Source organism: Cellulosimicrobium sp. BMG9.23 (genome assembly GCF_059159985.1).
In genome coordinates this window covers 30,943-47,288 of sequence record NZ_JBZGBZ010000010.1, presented here as the reverse complement: position 1 = coordinate 47,288, position 16,346 = coordinate 30,943, and the positions used below count along the sequence as shown (strand labels likewise).

11 protein-coding genes are annotated in these 16,346 nt (G+C 73.5%); all 11 read right to left on the bottom strand.

The genetic code is table 11. From position 1 onward, the window contains the following. Window positions 1-6 precede the first annotated feature (6 nt). Window positions 7-432: a hypothetical protein gene (locus AC4H2G_RS17885; RefSeq protein WP_494367088.1), complete on the bottom strand. Its 426-nt coding sequence runs from the start codon at window positions 430-432 to the stop codon at window positions 7-9. A gap of 168 nt (window positions 433-600) precedes the next feature. Further along, complete coding sequence (gene smc / locus AC4H2G_RS17880) at window positions 601-4,179, bottom strand: chromosome segregation protein SMC (RefSeq protein WP_494367087.1); 3,579 nt, start codon at window positions 4,177-4,179, stop codon at window positions 601-603. A 434-nt stretch (window positions 4,180-4,613) separates the two neighbouring features. Beyond that, window positions 4,614-5,066: a nucleoside-diphosphate kinase gene (gene ndk / locus AC4H2G_RS17875; RefSeq protein ID WP_494367086.1), complete on the bottom strand. Its 453-nt coding sequence runs from the start codon at window positions 5,064-5,066 to the stop codon at window positions 4,614-4,616. 51 nt (window positions 5,067-5,117) lie between these two features. Further along, a complete protein-coding gene (locus AC4H2G_RS17870) occupies window positions 5,118-5,618 on the bottom strand; it encodes a DUF4233 domain-containing protein (protein WP_494367085.1) in 501 nt (166 codons plus the stop codon). 4 nt (window positions 5,619-5,622) lie between these two features. Then, a complete protein-coding gene (locus AC4H2G_RS17865) occupies window positions 5,623-7,374 on the bottom strand; it encodes an MDR family MFS transporter (RefSeq protein ID WP_494367084.1) in 1,752 nt (583 codons plus the stop codon). A gap of 193 nt (window positions 7,375-7,567) precedes the next feature. Further along, a complete protein-coding gene (locus AC4H2G_RS17860) occupies window positions 7,568-8,197 on the bottom strand; it encodes a TetR/AcrR family transcriptional regulator (protein ID WP_494367083.1) in 630 nt (209 codons plus the stop codon). Between the two features lie 70 nt (window positions 8,198-8,267). Further along, window positions 8,268-9,014, bottom strand: coding sequence for a dihydroxyacetone kinase phosphoryl donor subunit DhaM (gene dhaM, locus AC4H2G_RS17855; protein ID WP_494367082.1), 747 nt, complete (start codon window positions 9,012-9,014; stop codon window positions 8,268-8,270). 2 nt (window positions 9,015-9,016) lie between these two features. Continuing rightward, complete coding sequence (gene dhaL / locus AC4H2G_RS17850) at window positions 9,017-9,664, bottom strand: dihydroxyacetone kinase subunit DhaL (RefSeq protein ID WP_494367081.1); 648 nt, start codon at window positions 9,662-9,664, stop codon at window positions 9,017-9,019. A gap of 109 nt (window positions 9,665-9,773) precedes the next feature. Beyond that, on the bottom strand, window positions 9,774-10,769 hold the full coding sequence (gene dhaK, locus AC4H2G_RS17845; protein WP_494367080.1) for a dihydroxyacetone kinase subunit DhaK: 996 nt from the start codon (window positions 10,767-10,769) through the stop codon (window positions 9,774-9,776). Between the two features lie 101 nt (window positions 10,770-10,870). Further along, a complete protein-coding gene (locus AC4H2G_RS17840) occupies window positions 10,871-12,289 on the bottom strand; it encodes a bifunctional folylpolyglutamate synthase/dihydrofolate synthase (RefSeq protein WP_494367079.1) in 1,419 nt (472 codons plus the stop codon). Next, window positions 12,286-15,696 carry an isoleucine--tRNA ligase gene (ileS, locus tag AC4H2G_RS17835; RefSeq protein ID WP_494367078.1) on the bottom strand — a complete coding sequence of 1,137 codons (3,411 nt, stop codon included), beginning with the start codon at window positions 15,694-15,696 and terminating at the stop codon, window positions 12,286-12,288. Before ileS ends, AC4H2G_RS17840 begins: the two co-directional genes overlap by 4 nt. Window positions 15,697-16,346: the final 650 nt, after the last annotated feature.

The window sequence follows — 16,346 nt, the reverse complement described above, 5'->3', positions numbered from 1 at the left end:
AGTCTCTCAGACGGTCGTCGTGCCGTCGTCCGTGGCGTCGTCCGGCGAGGAGGAAGCCGGCAGCGTCGCGCTCCGCGACCGCTCGGCGTGCGCGTGCAACGGACGGGTCGCCCGCTCGCGCGCGCGGTGCAGGACCTCCGTGAGCTCCTCGGCGTCGACGTACGCCCGCGACGAGACCTCGGTCGCGGTGAAGAACTCGTCCATCGTCGAGTCGACCGGCTTGGGCATGCGGACGGTGCCGACGTGGCGCGCCTCCTGCGGGCCGCGCGGGCTGCGCCCCGGGCGCAGCCCCGCGCGGAAGTTCCGCCAGAACCCCCCGATGCCCTGGTCGTCGGTCGCCGCCGACTCCGACCGGGCGACGACGCTCGCGAAGAGGAACACGACAGCGGCGGCGCCGAGCGCGATCCCGAGCCACACGAACATCCACACCATGGCTCCCAGTATCCGGGGCAGGAGGGTGGGAGCGAACCGGCGCGCGGGAGAGCCGCCGATCAGCACCACATCTTCACAAGCCGCGGAATTGCAACGTTTTCTCGATGATTGTCCGGTCCGTGCGGACGCAGCCGTTTCGTCCAGGACGCCCTCGCGGTGACCAGCAGATCATGCCGGCTGCGGCTCGCGCGCCTCGCGCAGGCGCTGGCTGATGACGGTGGTGACCCCGTCGCCGCGCATCGTCACGCCGTACAGGGCGTCGGCGATCTCCATGGTCCTCTTCTGGTGCGTGACGACGATGAGCTGGGAGTCCTCCTGGAGCTCCTTGAAGATCTCGAGGAGCCGTCCCAGGTTCACGTCGTCGAGCGCCGCCTCGACCTCGTCCATGACGTAGAACGGCGACGGCCGTGCCTTGAAGATCGCGACGAGCAGCGCGACGGCCGTGAGCGAGCGCTCTCCCCCGGACAGCAGAGAGAGCCGCTTGACCTTCTTGCCCGCCGGTCGCGCCTCCACCTCGATGCCGGTCGTGAGCAGGTCGTCGGGGTCGGTGAGGACGAGCCGCCCCTCGCCGCCCGGGAACATGCGCGCGAAGACCCGCTCGAACTGCTCCGCGGTGTCCCGGTAGGCGTCGGCGAAGACCCGCTCGACGCGCTCGTCGATCTCGCGGACGATCTCCAGCAGGTCGGCACGCGACTTCTTGAGGTCCGCGAGCTGGTCCGCGAGGAACTTGTGCCGCTCCTCGAGCGCCGCGAACTCCTCCAGAGCGAGAGGGTTGACCTTCCCGAGCCGGCCGAGGTCGCGCTCGGCGGCCTTCAGCCGCCTCTCCTGGGCAGCGCGGTCGTAGGGCACGGTGCTCGGCTCGTCGTCCGCGTCGGCGGCCGCTCCCGTGACCGGGACCGGGCGGTGCGGGCCGAGCTCGTCGACGAGCACGTCGGGATCGAGGCCGAGCTCCTCGACGCTCCGCGTCCGGAGCTGCTCGATGCGCAGCTGCTGCTGCGCGCGCGCGACCTCGTCGCGGTGCGCGACGTCGGTCAGCTCGCGCAGTCGCGTCGCGAGCTCGTCGACGACTACCCGTGCCGCGGTGACGGCGGCGTCGTGCTCGGCCCGGGCGGCCTCGGCCGCGTCCCGCTCGTCGCCCGCCCGGGCGAGGGAGCGCTCGAGGGCCGACAGCGCGCGCGCGGCGCCGTCACGCACGGTGGCGGCCCGGCCGGCCTGGCGGGCCCGGACCTCCTCGCGCCGTGCCGCGCGCTCGCGCGCGTCGCGTTCGGCCGCGGCCGCGCGCGCCAGCGCCTGGGCGCGGCCGGCGACGGCGCGTGCACGCTCCTCGCTCGTGCGCAGCGCGAGCCGCGCCTCCGTCTCGCGTGCCCGCGCCGCCACGGCTCCCGCCGCGAGCCGGTCGCGCTCGGCGCCGGCGTCGGTCAGGGCGTCCTCCGACTGCTCGGGCGCGTCCTGCGCGACGTCGAGCCGCTCGACGAGCTCGGCGAGCGCCGTCCGCGACTCGTCCAGCCCGTCCGACGCCCGTGCGAGCGTCGTCCGTGCTCTCTCGGCCTCGGCGGCGGCCGACCGCGCGGCGGCGCCGAGGTGCCCGAGCTGCTCGGCGACCGCCGCGAGCTGGGCGTCCGACTCGTTGAGCCGTTCGAGCGTCTCGTCGTGGCGCCCGCGCGCCGCCGCCTCGTCCTCCCGGGCGGAGACGAGCGCGAACCGGGCGCGCTCGGCGCGGGCGGTCGCGTCGCCGTGGGAGACCCTGGCCTCGTCGAGCGCAGACTGCAGGTGCAGGACGCTCGGCGCCGACGCGCTGCCGCCCCAGGCACGCCCCGACGCGAGCAGGTCTCCCGCACGGGTCACCGCCACCAGGTCCGGTCGCGTCGCGAGCAGCGCACGCGCTTGTGCGAGGTCGTCGACGACGGCTGCGTCCGCGAGCAGCGCGGCCACGACGCGTCCCAGCCCGCCGCTCGCGGTGACGACGTCCGCGGCCCACCGGGCGCCGTCGGGCAGGGACGGCCTCGCCGCCGGCCCTCGGTCGCCCTCGTCGCTCGGCCCTCCGGCGACCACCAGCCCCGCACGGCCGGCGTCCTCGGTCCGCAGGTACCGCAGCGCGTCGACCGCGGCGTCGACGGACTCGACCGTGACCGCGTCGGCCGCCGGACCGAGGGCTGCCGCGATCGCGTCCTCGTACCCCGTCTCGATGCCGAGCATCGCCGCGAGCGAGCCGACGACGCCGACCTGGTCGGCCGCGAGCAGCGCCCCGGCGCCGTCCTTGCGGTCGAGGCTCAGCTCGAGCGCCTCGATGCGCGCGCTCCACGTCGCCCGCTCCTGCTCTGCGCGGCTCGCCTGCTCCTCGAGCGCGGCGACGGCGGCAGCCGTGCGCTCGACGTCGTCGGCCGCGGCCTCGTGCTCGGCGTCGAGCCCTTCCTCGCCCTCCTCGACGCCCACGACCTGGGTCTCAAGCATGGCGAACTCGGTGCTCGCCTGCGCACCCCGGCGCTCGGCCTCGGCGAGCGACTCGCGCAGGCGGCCGATCTCCGCCTCGGCGGCCTCCACGCGCGTGCGCTGCGCGGCGACCTGGCCCGCGAGGCGTGCCAGGCCCTCGCGCCGGTCGGCCGCACCGCGCAGGAGCGTCGCGACGGCGCGCTCCGCCTCGCCCGCGGCAGCCTCCGCCTCCTCGCGCTCCGCGACGGCCGCCTCGAGGGCCCCACGGGCACGGGCGACCTCGTCCTCGAGCTCGGCCTCGGTGACCCGCACCCGCTCCGCCTGTCGCTCGAGGTCGTCGGGGTCCTGCCCGCGCTGTGTGGGCTCCGGGCGCCCCAGGAGGCGCAGCCGCTCCTCCGCGAGCGTCTGCGTCCCGCGCAGCCGCTCGCGCAGGGACGACAACCGGTACCAGACGTCGGTGGCCGCTCCGAGCGCCGGGGCCGCCGCGGCGGCGTCGCGCTCGTGCGCCGCGAGCCGGTCCCGGGCAGCGGCGAGCTGCCGTTCGACGTCGCTCTGCTGGGCTCGCAGCGCGGTCTCGTCCGCGATCTCCTGCTCGAGGGTCGCCGTGAGCTGGGCCAGGTCGTCGGCGAGGAGGCGGGCACGGGCGTCGCGCACGTCGGCCTGGATCGTCGCGGCCTTGCGAGCGATCTCCGCCTGACGCCCGAGCGGGCCCAGCTGACGCCGCACCTCGGTCGTGAGGTCGGCGAGCCGCGTGAGGTTGGCCTGCATGGCGTCGAGCTTGCGGAGCGCCTTCTCCTTGCGCTTGCGGTGCTTGAGGACGCCGGCGGCCTCCTCGACGAACCCTCGCCGGTCCTCCGGCGTCGCGCGCAGCACCGCGTCGAGCTGCCCCTGCCCGACGATGACGTGCATCTCTCGCCCGATGCCCGAGTCGGAGAGCAGGTCCTGGATGTCGAGCAGTCGGCACGGCGACCCGTTGATCGCGTACTCGGAGCCGCCGCTGCGGAACAGCGTCCGGGAGATCGTCACCTCGGTGTAGTCGATCGGCAGCGCGCCGTCGGTGTTGTCGATCGTCAGCGCGACCTCGGCGCGCCCGAGCGGCGGCCTGCCGGTCGTGCCGGCGAAGATGACGTCCTCCATCTTGCCGCCACGCAGCGTCTTCGCGCCCTGCTCCCCCATCACCCAGGCGAGCGCGTCGACGACGTTCGACTTCCCCGACCCGTTCGGCCCGACGACGCACGTCACGCCGGGCTCGAAGCTCAGCGTCGTCGCCGAGGCGAACGACTTGAAGCCCCGGAGCGTCAGCGTCTTGAGGTGCACGGCCCGAGCCTAGACCGGCCTCCCCACGATCCCGCGCATCTGCGCGGCTGCGAGCGGCAGGCAAGGTCAGGTCACGGACCGCCCGAAGTCCCGGCCCCGAACCCGGGGTTGTGCGCCACCGCCGGTGCCGAACCCCGGCTTGTGCGTCACGGTCATGCGCCGAACCCCGGGTTGTGCGTCACGAAGACGTCCTCCTGACGCACAACCCGGGGTTCGGCAAGGACGGTACGACGTCGACACGGAGCCGGGGTGGGGCGTGGTGGCGAGACGCGCTACGAGCCGACGCCGGAGCCGGGGGTGGGGCGGGTCGTGGTGGGTCTGGCGGGAGCCGCGAGGAACGAGCGGCGGATGGTAGACCCGCCCCGCCCCCGGCGCAGGTGTCGGCGGAGGCGAGGCGAGCGGCGGGTGCTACCCCGAGCGAACGACGAGGAAAGTCAGCCCAGCTCGGGGAACCAGAGCGCGATCTCGCGCGCGGCGGACTCGGGCGAGTCGGAGCCGTGGACGAGGTTCTGCTGGACCTTGAGGCCCCAGTCACGACCGAGGTCGCCGCGGATCGTGCCGGGCGTGGCGTCGGTGGGATTCGTGGCGCCGGCGAGCGAGCGGAACCCGGGGATGACGCCCTGGCCCTCGGCGACGACCGCGAGGATCGGGCCCGACAGCATGAAGTCGACGAGCGGCTGGTAGAACGGCTTGCCCTCGTGCTCGGCGTAGTGCGCGGCGAGCAGCTCCGGGGTGGCGTCGAGCAGCCGGACGGCCGCGAGCGTGTAGCCCTTGGTCTCGATGCGGCGGAGGATCTCGCCGGACAGGCCCCGGCGGACGCCGTCGGGCTTGACGAGGACGAGGGTGCGTTCGATCGTTTCGGTCACGGCGGGTGCGACGTCGGTCATGGCGGCGAGCCTACCGGGGGACGCCGTCCGTCCCCGAACCGTCCGGACGGCTCAGTCGGCGTTCGGGGCCGTCTCGGGGTTCTCGGCGTCGTACGCGGCGCGCTCGCGGTCGATGCGGCCGCCGAGTCGCAGGGAGACGATCCACAGGGCGACGAAGATGCCGCCCACGACGAACATCATCGGGACGACGAGCCCGAACCCGAGGACGGGGACCTGCACGACGGTGCCGCCGACGTAACCGCCGGGTGTGCCGACCATGCGGGACAGGACGACGAGCACGACGAAGAGCACGCCCCCGACGATCCAGATCGACGCGGGGGTCGGCAGCTCGAGCGGCCCGCGCGAGTAGGGGATGTCGCGCAGGCCGTAGGCGACCAGGGTCGCGAAGACGACGAGGAACGCCTCGAGCAGGAGCGTCGTCGACGCGAACTGCTCCTTCGCGGACTTCTTGGGCTTGATGCGGTCGCCCGGGGACGGGCGCACCGGCCCCGCCGCGCGGCCGTGGCGGGACGGCTGCGGGGCGGGGGCCGGCGACGACGGGGTGGAGCTCACCCGGTCAGGATACCGGCGCGTCGTCGCGCGGCCGGTCCGCCGACGGTGTCTGCGACGCTGCGCGACCCGGCGCCGCGTCCGCCGCGGGCTCGCTGCCGACGACGGCCACGACCGGCTCGTCCTGCGCGGCGTCGTCGGCCGCCGGACGTGCCTGCCCCGGGTCGGCGACGGCCTCGCCGCGCGCGACCATCCCCGCGACGTCCGACAGGCGGACTTCCTTGAGGAACAGCGCGAGGACGAACCCGACGAGGACGAGCGGCACGAGGTACCAGAACGCCGGGGCGAGCGCGTCGGTGAAGGCGTCGACGACGCCGGTGTGCACCGGCTCGGGGAGCGCCTGGACCATCTCCGGCGTGAGGGACGAACCCTCCGCGCCCTCCGGGACGCTGCCCGCGGGCAGGCCCGCGAAGACGCCCTCGAGGTTGTCAGCGAGGCGCGACGTGAAGATGGTCGAGAACAGCGCGGTGCCCACGGCGGCGCCGATCTCGCGGAAGAAGTTGTTGGCGCTCGTCGCGGTGCCGAGCTCGTGCGGGTCGACGGAGTTCTGGACCGCGAGGACGATCGTCTGCATGACGAGGCCCATGCCGGCGCCCATGACGAAGATCATCGCGCCGAAGAGCACCATGGACATGTCGCCCGTGATCTGCGTGAGCCACATCATGCCGAGCGCGGTGATCCCGAGGCCGGCGATGGGGAACATCCGGTAGCGACCCGTCTTGGTGATCGCGATACCGGAACCGATGGCGGTGAGCATCACGCCGACCATCATCGGCAGCATGAGGAACCCCGACTCGGTCACCCCGGCGCCGGTCGACATCTGCAGGAACGTGGGCAGGAACGCGAGCGCCGAGAACATGCCCATGCCGAGCACGAGACCGATGAGCGTCGCGATGGTGAAGGTCGGGTTCTTGAACAGGTGCAGCGGGAGGAGCGGCTCCTCGGCGCGGTTCTCGACCACGATGAACGCGGCGATCGAGACGACGACGGCCGCCACGAGCCCGAGCAGCCACGGGTCGGACCAGTCGTAGCCGCGCGACGAGGTGAGCGACTCCCAGCTCGTGACGAGGACGATGCCGGACGTCGCGACGACCATGAAGAAGATGCCGGCGACGTCGATCTTGCGGCCGGAGCGGTGCGAGGGGAGCTTGAGCGCGACCCAGCCGACGATGAACGCGGCGATGCCGATGGGGACGTTGATCCAGAAGGCCCAGCGCCAGCCCGGGCCCTCGGTGAACCAGCCGCCGAGGAGCGGGCCGATCACGGCCGCGATGCCGAACAGGGCGCCCATCGGGCCCATGTACTTGCCGCGGTCCTTGGCGGGCACGATGTCCGCGATGATCGCCTGGGAGAGGATCATGAGCCCGCCACCGCCGAGACCCTGCACGCCGCGCCACGCGACGAGCTCGGGGAACGACTGCGCGAAGCCCGCGCCCGCGGAGGCGACCGTGAACAGGCCGATCGCGACGAGGAACGGCCAGCGCCGTCCCCACAGGTCGCCGAACTTGCCGTAGAGCGGCATGACGATCGCGATCGCGAGGATGTACGCGGTGATGACCCAGCCCTGGTGCTCCACGCCGTGGAGCTCACCGACGATCGTGGGCATGGCGGTGCCGACGATGGACTGGTCGAGCGAGGACAGGAACATCGACGCCATGAGGGCGCCGAAGATCACCCACACGGTGCGCGGGGTGAGCACGACGAGCGGCTTGCCGCCGTCCGGCGGGGCCGCGGGCGAGGCGGTCTGAGGGCTGGCCATGGGAGTTCCACTTCGGTCGGGACGGGTTGCACGCGCCGGCGGGCGCGCGGGCCCGTCGTCGGGGATGGTGCGTCGGCCGGCGTGCTGCCGGCCGTCGGTCGTAGGACCGCGCGGAGCACGGTCAGCCGTGGGGCGGGGTCGGTCGTCGTGCGGGGTCAGTCGTGCGGTGCGGGGTCAGTCGTGCGGTGCGGGGTCAGTCGTGCGGTGCGGGGGAAAGGAGCGAGCGGAGCTGTGCCACGACGTCGTCCAGGTGGTCGGCCGGGCCGCCCTCGCCGCCTCGCTTCTGCCACTCGAGCGCGCTCACGCGCAGCAGTGTCATCACGACGAGGGCGAGCAGCTCCGGGTCGGCCGTGTACGCCTGGGCGAGGCGACGCGCGGCGAAGAGCTCGACCAGCCCGGCGCGGTGCTCCTCGACCCACCCGACGTGGCGCACGAGGAGCCGCGGCTCGCGCGTCACGAGCTCGAGCGTGCAGTGCATCCGCTCGGGTGAGACCCCCTGGTGCCCGAACACGTCGGCCACGAGCACGGCCAGGTCGTCGAGCAGGGTCCCGGTCGGCCCGCCCGCGACGAACGCGGCGGCGACCTCCGGTCGGATCTCGAACGGCTCGAGGCCGAGCACGGCGTCGTCCTTCGACGGGAAGTAGTTGAAGAACGTGCGGGGCGAGACCCCGACCGCGTCGCAGATGTCCTCGACCGTCACGGCGTCCAGGTCGCGGTCGAGGACGAGGCGCTGGGCGGCCTCGACGAGCTCGTCGCGCCGACGCTGCTTCTTGCGGGCGCGCAAGCCGCCGGCGGTGTCGGGAGTCGACGAGGTCGCAATCACCCGCCGATTATTGCAGTCAGCGCAATTTTGCATCAACTGCAAAAGTGCGTGACGTCGATCACATGCCCGGTCAGGCCTCTCCGAACCCACCCTCGACCGCACCGACGACCGCGTCCAGCGCCTCGCGCGCCTGCGGCCCGTCCGCCGTCACCGCGAGCTCCTGCCCGCCCGTGGCGCCGAGCTTCATGAGCTCGAGCACGCTCGCGCCGTTCACGCCGTCGATCGTGACCGCGGCGTCGTAGCCGGCGATCAGGCGCGCCAGGACGGCGGCCGGACGCGCGTGCAGGCCGAGCGGGTTGCGCAGGGTCACCCGGGCGGCGGCCACGCCGTCCGGCACCTCGTCGGTGCTCGGGGCCGCGTCGTCCGAACCTGCCCGGGGCGCGGCGTCGGCTGCGGCCGGGGCGAAGGTGCTCCCCGCGTGCTCCGCGGAGGCGAGGACCGCCGGGACGTCCCCTCCCCCGTGCGCGGTCACGGCCGCCGCGACCGCACCCTCGACGAACGGGGCGTCGGCGAGCGCGACGCGGCCGTCCAGCCCGTCCTCGAGGTCGAGCACGGACTCCACCGTCATCACGGCGGACCCGAGGTCCGCGAGGATCACCACGCCGTCCGCCACCGCCAGCGCCTCCGACACCGCGCCGGAGACCCGGTCGTAGCTCGTCCCGAGCCCGCCGTCGTCCGTCCCGCCGGCGGCCAGTAGCTCTACCCCCGGAGCCATCTGGGCCGCGAGCTCGACCGCGCCCTGGGCCAGCCGCTGGGAGTGGGAGACGAGGACGAGGGCGACACGGGCGCGCGCGGGCGCCGGACCACCGCCCGCCACGCTCAGGCCGCCCCGCGAACGTCCGCGGCTGCGTCCCGCGCGGCCTCGAGCAGGATCGCCGTCGACGTCGCACCCGGGTCCTGGTGGTCGGCGCTGCGCTCACCGAGGTAGCTCGCGCGACCCTTCGTGGCCACGAGCGGCACGGTCGCCTCGGCGCCGGCCCGCGCCGCGCGCGCCGCGGCGTCGAGCACCTCGGTGGTGGTCGCGCCGTCGTGCGCAGCGGCCTCGGCGGCGTCGACCGCGGGCTGCCACGCGTCGACCATGGTCTTCTCCCCGACGACGGCCTTGCCCCGCGCGGTGATGCCCTCCAGCGCGCCCTCGAGCAGGGCGACGACGCCCTGGGCGTCGAGCTCCGCGAGGCCCGTGACCTTGGCCGCGCGCAGGTACGCCGTGCCGTAGAGCGGGCCGGAGGCGCCGCCGACCGACGACATGAGCGTGGTCGCGACGAGCTTGAGGACGTCCCCGATCTGCTCCGGGGTCTGCGTCACGTCGAGCTTCGCCACCACGGCGCGGTAGCCACGGTCGAGATTCTCGCCGTGGTCGCCGTCCCCGATCTGTCGGTCCAGCTCGGTCAGCTCGTCCTTCGACGCCGCGATTCGCTCGGCGCTCAGCCGAGCCCAACGGTCCGCCCAGGCCACGTCCAGCGTCATGCCCCACCTCTCCTTGCCGCAGAACCGGCGGAACCGCCGGCTCCGGAGACCGCTCGCGTCGCGGGCGGGCGCCCGCCGAGCGGCGCCACGGCCGTCGGCAACCGGACTGTCACCAGTGCAGCGCAGGCGTGCGGACGGGAGCGTCCCACAGCGTGGTGAGCTCGTCGTCCAGGCGCAGCACGGTCACCGACGCCCCCTGCATCTCCAGCGACGTGACGTAGTTGCCCACGAGCGACCGCGTGACGCGCACGCCGCGCTCCTCGAGCAGTCTCCTCGCTCGACCATAGACGACGTACAGCTCCGACAACGGGGTACCGCCCATTCCGTTAACGAACAGCAACACGTCCTCGCCGCTCGCGAGCCCGAGGTCGTCGGCGACCGGGTCGAGCAGCATCTGCGTCACGTCGTCGGCCGGGGCGAGGGGGATGCGGTGGCGACCCGGCTCCCCGTGGATGCCGATGCCGATCTCCACCTCGTCGTCGCCGAGGTCGAAGCTCGGGCGCCCGACGTGGGGCACCGTGCAGGCCGTCAGGGCGACGCCCATCGAGCGGACGTTCGCGACGACGCGTCCCGCGATCTCCGTGACGGCGCCGAGGTCGTCGCCCCGCTCGGCCGCGGCGCCCGCGATCTTCTCGACGCACACCGTCCCCGCGACCCCGCGGCGGCCCGCCGTGTACAGCGAGTCCTCGACCGCGACGTCGTCGTTGACGAGGATGCTCGTGACCTGCGTGCCCTCGGCCTCGACGAGCTCGACCGCGGTCTCGAAGTTGAGGACGTCGCCCGTGTAGTTCTTGACGATCGCGAGCACGCCCGCGCCCGAGTCGGCCGCGAGCACCGCGGGCACGATCTGGTCCGGCGTGGGCGACGTGAACACCGCACCCGGCACCGCGGCGTCGAGCATGCCGGCGCCGACGAAGCCCGCGTGCAGCGGCTCGTGGCCCGATCCCCCGCCCGAGACGAGCCCGACCTTTCCGGCCACCGCACCACCGGCGCGCGTGACGAACGGCGGCGAGAGGTGCACCTCGACGAGATCGGCGTGCGCGAGGCCGAAGCCTGCCAGGGACTCGGCGACCGCGTCCTGCGGGTCGTTGAGCAGCTTCTTCACGGTGGTTCCTCCGTCGTCGGTCGGCGGCGTGCCGGGCCTGCCCCGCCCGACGGCGCTGGGACCATCAAACACCCGGGCGACAGGCCGCGCGCGCCACGGTGTCAGCCGCGTCCGAGCAGGATCCGTGCGTCGGCGACCGTGACGACGGAACCGGTCACGAGGACACCGGTCCCCGTGCCCACGCCGACGGGATCGGCGGCCTCCGCGAGGTCGACGGCGATCTGGAGCGCCTCGTCGAGCCGTTCCGTGCTGCGCACGCGGTCCTCGCCGAAGACCTCCGCGGCGAGCTCGGCGAGGTCGGTGACGTCGGCCGACCGGTCGGAGCTGTTCCGGGTGATGACGACCTCTGCCAGGACCGGCTCGAGCGCGACGAGCAGCGACTCGGCGTCCTTGTCCCCCATGATCCCCACCACGCCGACGAGGTGCCGGAAGTCGAACGCCTCGTCGAGCGCGGCGACGAGCGCCTCGGCCCCCGCGGCGTTGTGCGCGGCGTCGACGAGGACGGCCGGGCTGGACCGCACGACCTCGAGGCGGCCCGGCGACGTGACGTCCGCGAACGCCGTCTCGACGAGCCCACCGTCGAGCGACCGTCCCCCCATCAGGGTCTCCACGGCGGTCAGGCCCAGCAGCGCGTTGTGCGCCTGGTGCGCGCCGTGCAGCGGGAGGAAGATCTCGGTGTACAGCGCGACGGGGGTGCGCAGGTCGACGAGCTGGCCTCCCACGGCCACGTGACGCTGCGCGACCTCGAGGTCGACGCCCTCGCGCAGGACCCGCGCGCCGACCTGGCGCGCGCGGTCGAGCACGACCTCGAGCACCTCGGGCTCCTGCTCCGCGACGACCACGGTGGCACCGTCCTTGATGATGCCCGCCTTGTTCCCCGCGATCTCCTCGAGCGTGCTGCCGAGCCACCGCTCGTGGTCGTGCGCGACGGGCGTGACGACCGCGACGTCGCCGTCGACGACGTTCGTGGAGTCCCACGTACCGCCGAGGCCGACCTCGACGACCGCGACGTCGACCGGCGCGTCGGCGAAGGCCGCGAGCGCCATCACCGTGAGCACCTCGAAGAAGCTCAGGCGCGGCCCGCCCGCCTCCTGCGACTCGCCGTCCACGACGCCGACGTACGGGGCGACGTCCTCCCACACCTCGACGAACCGGCGCGCGGAGAGCGGCTCGCCGTCGACCTGGATGCGCTCGGTGACGCTCGTCAGGTGCGGGCTCGTGAACAGCCCGGTCCGCAGCCCGTGCTCGCGCACGAGCCTCTCGGCCATGCGCGCCGTCGAGCTCTTGCCGTTCGTCCCCGTGAGGTGGACGACCCGGTACGACCGCTGCGGGTCGCCGAGCAGCTCGAGGACGCGCCGGACGCGGTCGAGCGTCGGGTCGATGTCGTGCTCGGGAGCACGCGCCATGATGTGGCCGTACACCTCGCGCAGCGACTCCTGCGCGGCGGCGTCCTCCGCGGCCTCGCGCGCGGTGGCCGCGGACTTCTTGCCGGTCGGCCGCCTGTGGTCCCTGGCGCTCACGCCGTCACCCCGTCCTTCTCGCTGGTCCCCTGGTCGTCGGCCTTCTCGACGCGCACCGCGCGCTGGTCCGTGGGCGAGGTCTCGACCACGACCTCGACCGCGAGCGTCTCGCGCGCCACCAGGTCGCGGTGCTCGGTGACGGCAGCGACCCACTCCCCGGGGACGTCGAGCGACAGGCGGATCCGGTCGGCGACGTCGAGGCCCGCGGCCTTGCGCGCGTCCTGGACGTCGCGGACCACGTCGCGCGCGTACCCCTCGGCGAGGAGCGCGTCGTCGAGCGCGAGGTCGAGCACGACGAAACCGCCGCCGGGCAGCACGGCCGCGGCGACCGTCGGGCCGCCGTCCGCGTCGGACCCGCCCTCGCGCGCGGCGACGACCGTCGCGAGCTCGTACTCGCCCTCGACGAGCGGCACGTCGCCGTCCGGCGTCGTCACGACGACGCTCCCGTCGTCCTCCTGGCGCCACGCCCCGGCCTTCGCGGCCTGGATCGCGGCCTGCACGCCGCGGCCCAGGCGCGGGCCGGCCTTGCGGGCGTTGACCGCGAGGCGCTGCGTGACGCCGAACCGCTCGGCCGCGTCGGAGTCCGTCGACCCGAGGTCGACGGCCTTGACGTTGAGCTCGCGCGCGAGCAGGTCGGTGTACGGCGCGAGGGCAGCGGGATCGTCGACGACGACCGTCAGGCGCGCGAGCGGCTGGCGCACCCGCAGCTGGTGCGCCTTGCGCAGGCTGAGCGCGGACGACGCCACGGCCCGGACCTCGTCCATCGCGGCGACGAGCGCGTCGTCGGCGGCCAGCCCGGCGTCCGCCCCCTGGCCGTCGACCGTCGGCCAGTCGACGAGGTGCACGGACCTGCCGCCGGTCAGACCGCGCCAGACCTCCTCGGTGAGCAGCGGCGCGAGCGGCGCCATGACGCGCGTGAGGGTCTCGAGCGCGGTGTACAGCGTGTCGAACGCGTCGGCGTCCTCGGCCCAGAACCGGTCGCGCTGCGTGCGCACGTACCAGTTGGTGAGGACGTCGAGGTGCTCGCGCACGGTCTCGCACGCGCCCGCGATGTCGTACGCGTCGAGCTGCGCCGTGACGCGCACGACAAGGTCGTGCGTCCGCGCGAGCAGGTACCGGTCGAGGGCCGCCATCCCCGCCACGCGCTCGGGCGTGACCTTCTGCGCGACGTAGCCCGCGCCGTCGGCGCAGCTGTTCGCGTAGAGGGTGAAGAAGTAGTACGTGCTCCACAGCGGCAGCAGCACCTGGCGCACGGCGTCGCGGATCCCGTCCTCGGTGACGACGAGGTTGCCGCCGCGCAGGATGGGTGAGGCCATGAGGAACCAGCGCATCGCGTCGGAGCCGTCGCGGTCGAAGACCTCGTTGACGTCCGGGTAGTTGCGCAACGACTTGCTCATCTTGCGCCCGTCGGAGCCCAGCACGATCCCGTGCGAGATCGCGGACCGGAACGCGGGCCGGTCGAACAGCGCCGTCGACAGGATGTGCAGCATGTAGAACCAGCCGCGCGTCTGGCCGATGTACTCGACGATGAAGTCCGCGGGGTTGTGGTGCGCGAACCAGTCCGCGTTCTCGAACGGGTAGTGCACCTGCGCGTAGGGCATGGAGCCGGAGTCGAACCACACGTCGAGCACGTCCTCGACGCGGCGCATCGTCGAGCGGCCCGTCGGGTCGTCCGGGTTCGGGCGCGTGAGCCGGTCGACGTAGGGGCGGTGCAGGTCCGGCCGGCCCTTCTCGTCGCGCGGCAGCGTGCCGAAGTCGCGTTCGATCTCCTCGAACGAGCCGTAGACGTCGATGCGCGGGTGCTGCGGGTCGTCGGACTTCCACACCGGGACCGGGCTGCCCCAGAACCGGTTGCGCGTGATCGACCAGTCGCGCGCGTTCTCGAGCCACTTCCCGAACTGGCCGTGCTGGATGTGCTCGGGCGTCCAGGCGATCTGCTCGTTGAGCTCGAGCATGCGGTCCTTGAAGGTCGTCACCGCGACGAACCACGACGACACGCCCATGTAGATGAGCGGCTGCCGGCAGCGCCAGCAGTGCGGGTAGGAGTGCGCGTACGACTCGCGGCGCAGCAGGACCGTGCCCGGGCTCGTCGCGCCGAGGGCGACCTCGGGCATCTCCTCGCCGTCGCGACCCGGCTGCTGCCGTGCGGCGTCGTGGCGCGTGCGGCCCTTGAGGTGGTCGATGATCAGCGCGTTGGCGTCGAACACCTGCAGGCTCTCGTAGTCGACCACGGGGAACGTGAACTTCCCGTCGGGGCCCACCGGCAGCACCGGCTCGATGTTCTCGCGGTCCGAGACGACCTTGTCGTCCTCGCCGAACGCGCCGGCGCCGTGCACGAGGCCGGTGCCGTCCGTCGTCGTGACGAAGTCCGCCTCGACGACGCGGTGCGCGTTCGCGTGGCCCGCGTAGTAGGAGAACGGCGGCGTGTAGGAGCGGCCCAGGAGGTCGGTGCCCTTGAGCCGCTCGACGACCTGGGTGGTGACGTCGCCCTCGGCCCCGTCCGCGCCGGGGTCCGTCAGCTCGCGCGCGTACGCCTGGAGCCGCGCCTCGGCGAGCACGTAGCGCTCCTTCACGCCCGTCGCCGACGACTCGACGACGACGTAGTCGACGTCCGGGCCGACCATGACGACGAGGTTGGACGGGAGCGTCCACGGCGTCGTCGTCCACACGAGCGCGAGCTCGCCCGTCACGAGGCGCAGACCCACCGTGACGGCCGGGTCCTGGCGGACCTGGTACACGTCCTCGTCCATGCGCAACTCGTGGTTCGACAGCGGCGTCTGGTCGTTCCAGCAGTACGGCAGCACGCGGAAGCCCTCGTAGACGAGGCCCTTCTCGTGCAGGGACTTGAACGCCCACATGACCGACTCCATGAAGGTGGGGTCGAGCGTCTTGTAGTCGGCGTCGAAGTCGACCCAGCGCGCCTGGCGCGTGACGTAGTCGCGCCACTCGCCGGTGTACTTGAGCACCGACGCGCGGCACGCGTCGTTGAACCGCTCGATCCCCAGCTCGAGGATCTCCTCCTTGGTCTTGATCCCGAGCTGGTCCATCGCCTCGAGCTCGGCCGGCAGTCCGTGCGTGTCCCACCCGAAGCGACGCTCGACGCGCCTGCCGCGCATCGTCTGGTAGCGCGGCACGACGTCCTTCGCGTACCCGGTGAGCAGGTGGCCGTAGTGCGGGAGCCCGTTGGCGAAGGGCGGGCCGTCGTAGAAGACGAACTCGTTGCTGCCGTTCTCCCCGGCGGGGTGGCGCTCGACCGACGCGCGGAACGTGTCGTCCGCGTCCCAGTACGCGAGCACCTCGCGCTCGATCGCCGGCAGGTCCGGCGAGGCGGGGATGCCGAACGACGCGCCGGCAGGGGTCTCGACGGCCGGATCTGGGGCGGGCGAACGGTGCAGCGGGTAGGCCATGGTCTCGAGGCTCCGATGAGTGGTGGTCCGGGTCGTGCTCTCCTGCGAGGACGACGTCCCTGCCCCGAGGGGAGGGTGCCGCGGTACCACCTCGCTTGCCGGCGCGTGCGCGCCGACCGCTCGTCGAAGGCTGTGACGGGCCTGCCCCGTCCGGTTCTACTGAGGACCTGCTCGCCTACGCGTGCGCGACGGCGCGGGTCCCGTTCTTCCGGAGGCTCACCGGTGATGGCCGGGTCGATGCCTGTGCGTCCATGGTAGCGGGGGCGTGCAACCCGGCCCGCCGCTCGGTCGGCGCGGCGGCTCGAGGACGGCGGCGGGCGCTGTACGCGTCGATGTCGCGCGCGACGAGCCACTCGACCGTGAGGGGCGGGGTCGATGCCGGGGTATCGGCCGGGCTGGGGGCGTAGGTGCCGGGGAGGTACATGGTGGTCTCGCGTCCTTCGGTGACGGGCGTCAGGGATGCAGACCGGTTCCGCGTGGGCGAGTCATCGATGACTCGCCGAGGAACCCGGCGACCGTCGCGCCCCTGCGCTCCGTGCCCGACGGGTTCGTCGGGCTACCGAGAGGGAGGGACGGGAGGCTGCTCGCGGACACCTGGTCGGCTGCGCGTGGCGCCGCGAGCCGTCAACAACAGGACGAGGCCGGGGCGA

What these genes read in the sequence shown, in the direction of transcription:
- ileS (WP_494367078.1), bottom strand. Translation starts at nt 15,696, where the DNA reads ATGGCCTACCCGCTGCACCGTTCGCCCGCCCCAGATCCGGCCGTCGAG.
- dhaL (WP_494367081.1), bottom strand. Translation starts at nt 9,664, where the DNA reads ATGACGCTGGACGTGGCCTGGGCGGACCGTTGGGCTCGGCTGAGCGCC.
- ndk (WP_494367086.1), bottom strand. Translation starts at nt 5,066, where the DNA reads ATGACCGACGTCGCACCCGCCGTGACCGAAACGATCGAACGCACCCTC.
- AC4H2G_RS17865 (WP_494367084.1), bottom strand. Translation starts at nt 7,374, where the DNA reads ATGGCCAGCCCTCAGACCGCCTCGCCCGCGGCCCCGCCGGACGGCGGC.
- AC4H2G_RS17885 (WP_494367088.1), bottom strand. Translation starts at nt 432, where the DNA reads ATGGTGTGGATGTTCGTGTGGCTCGGGATCGCGCTCGGCGCCGCCGCT.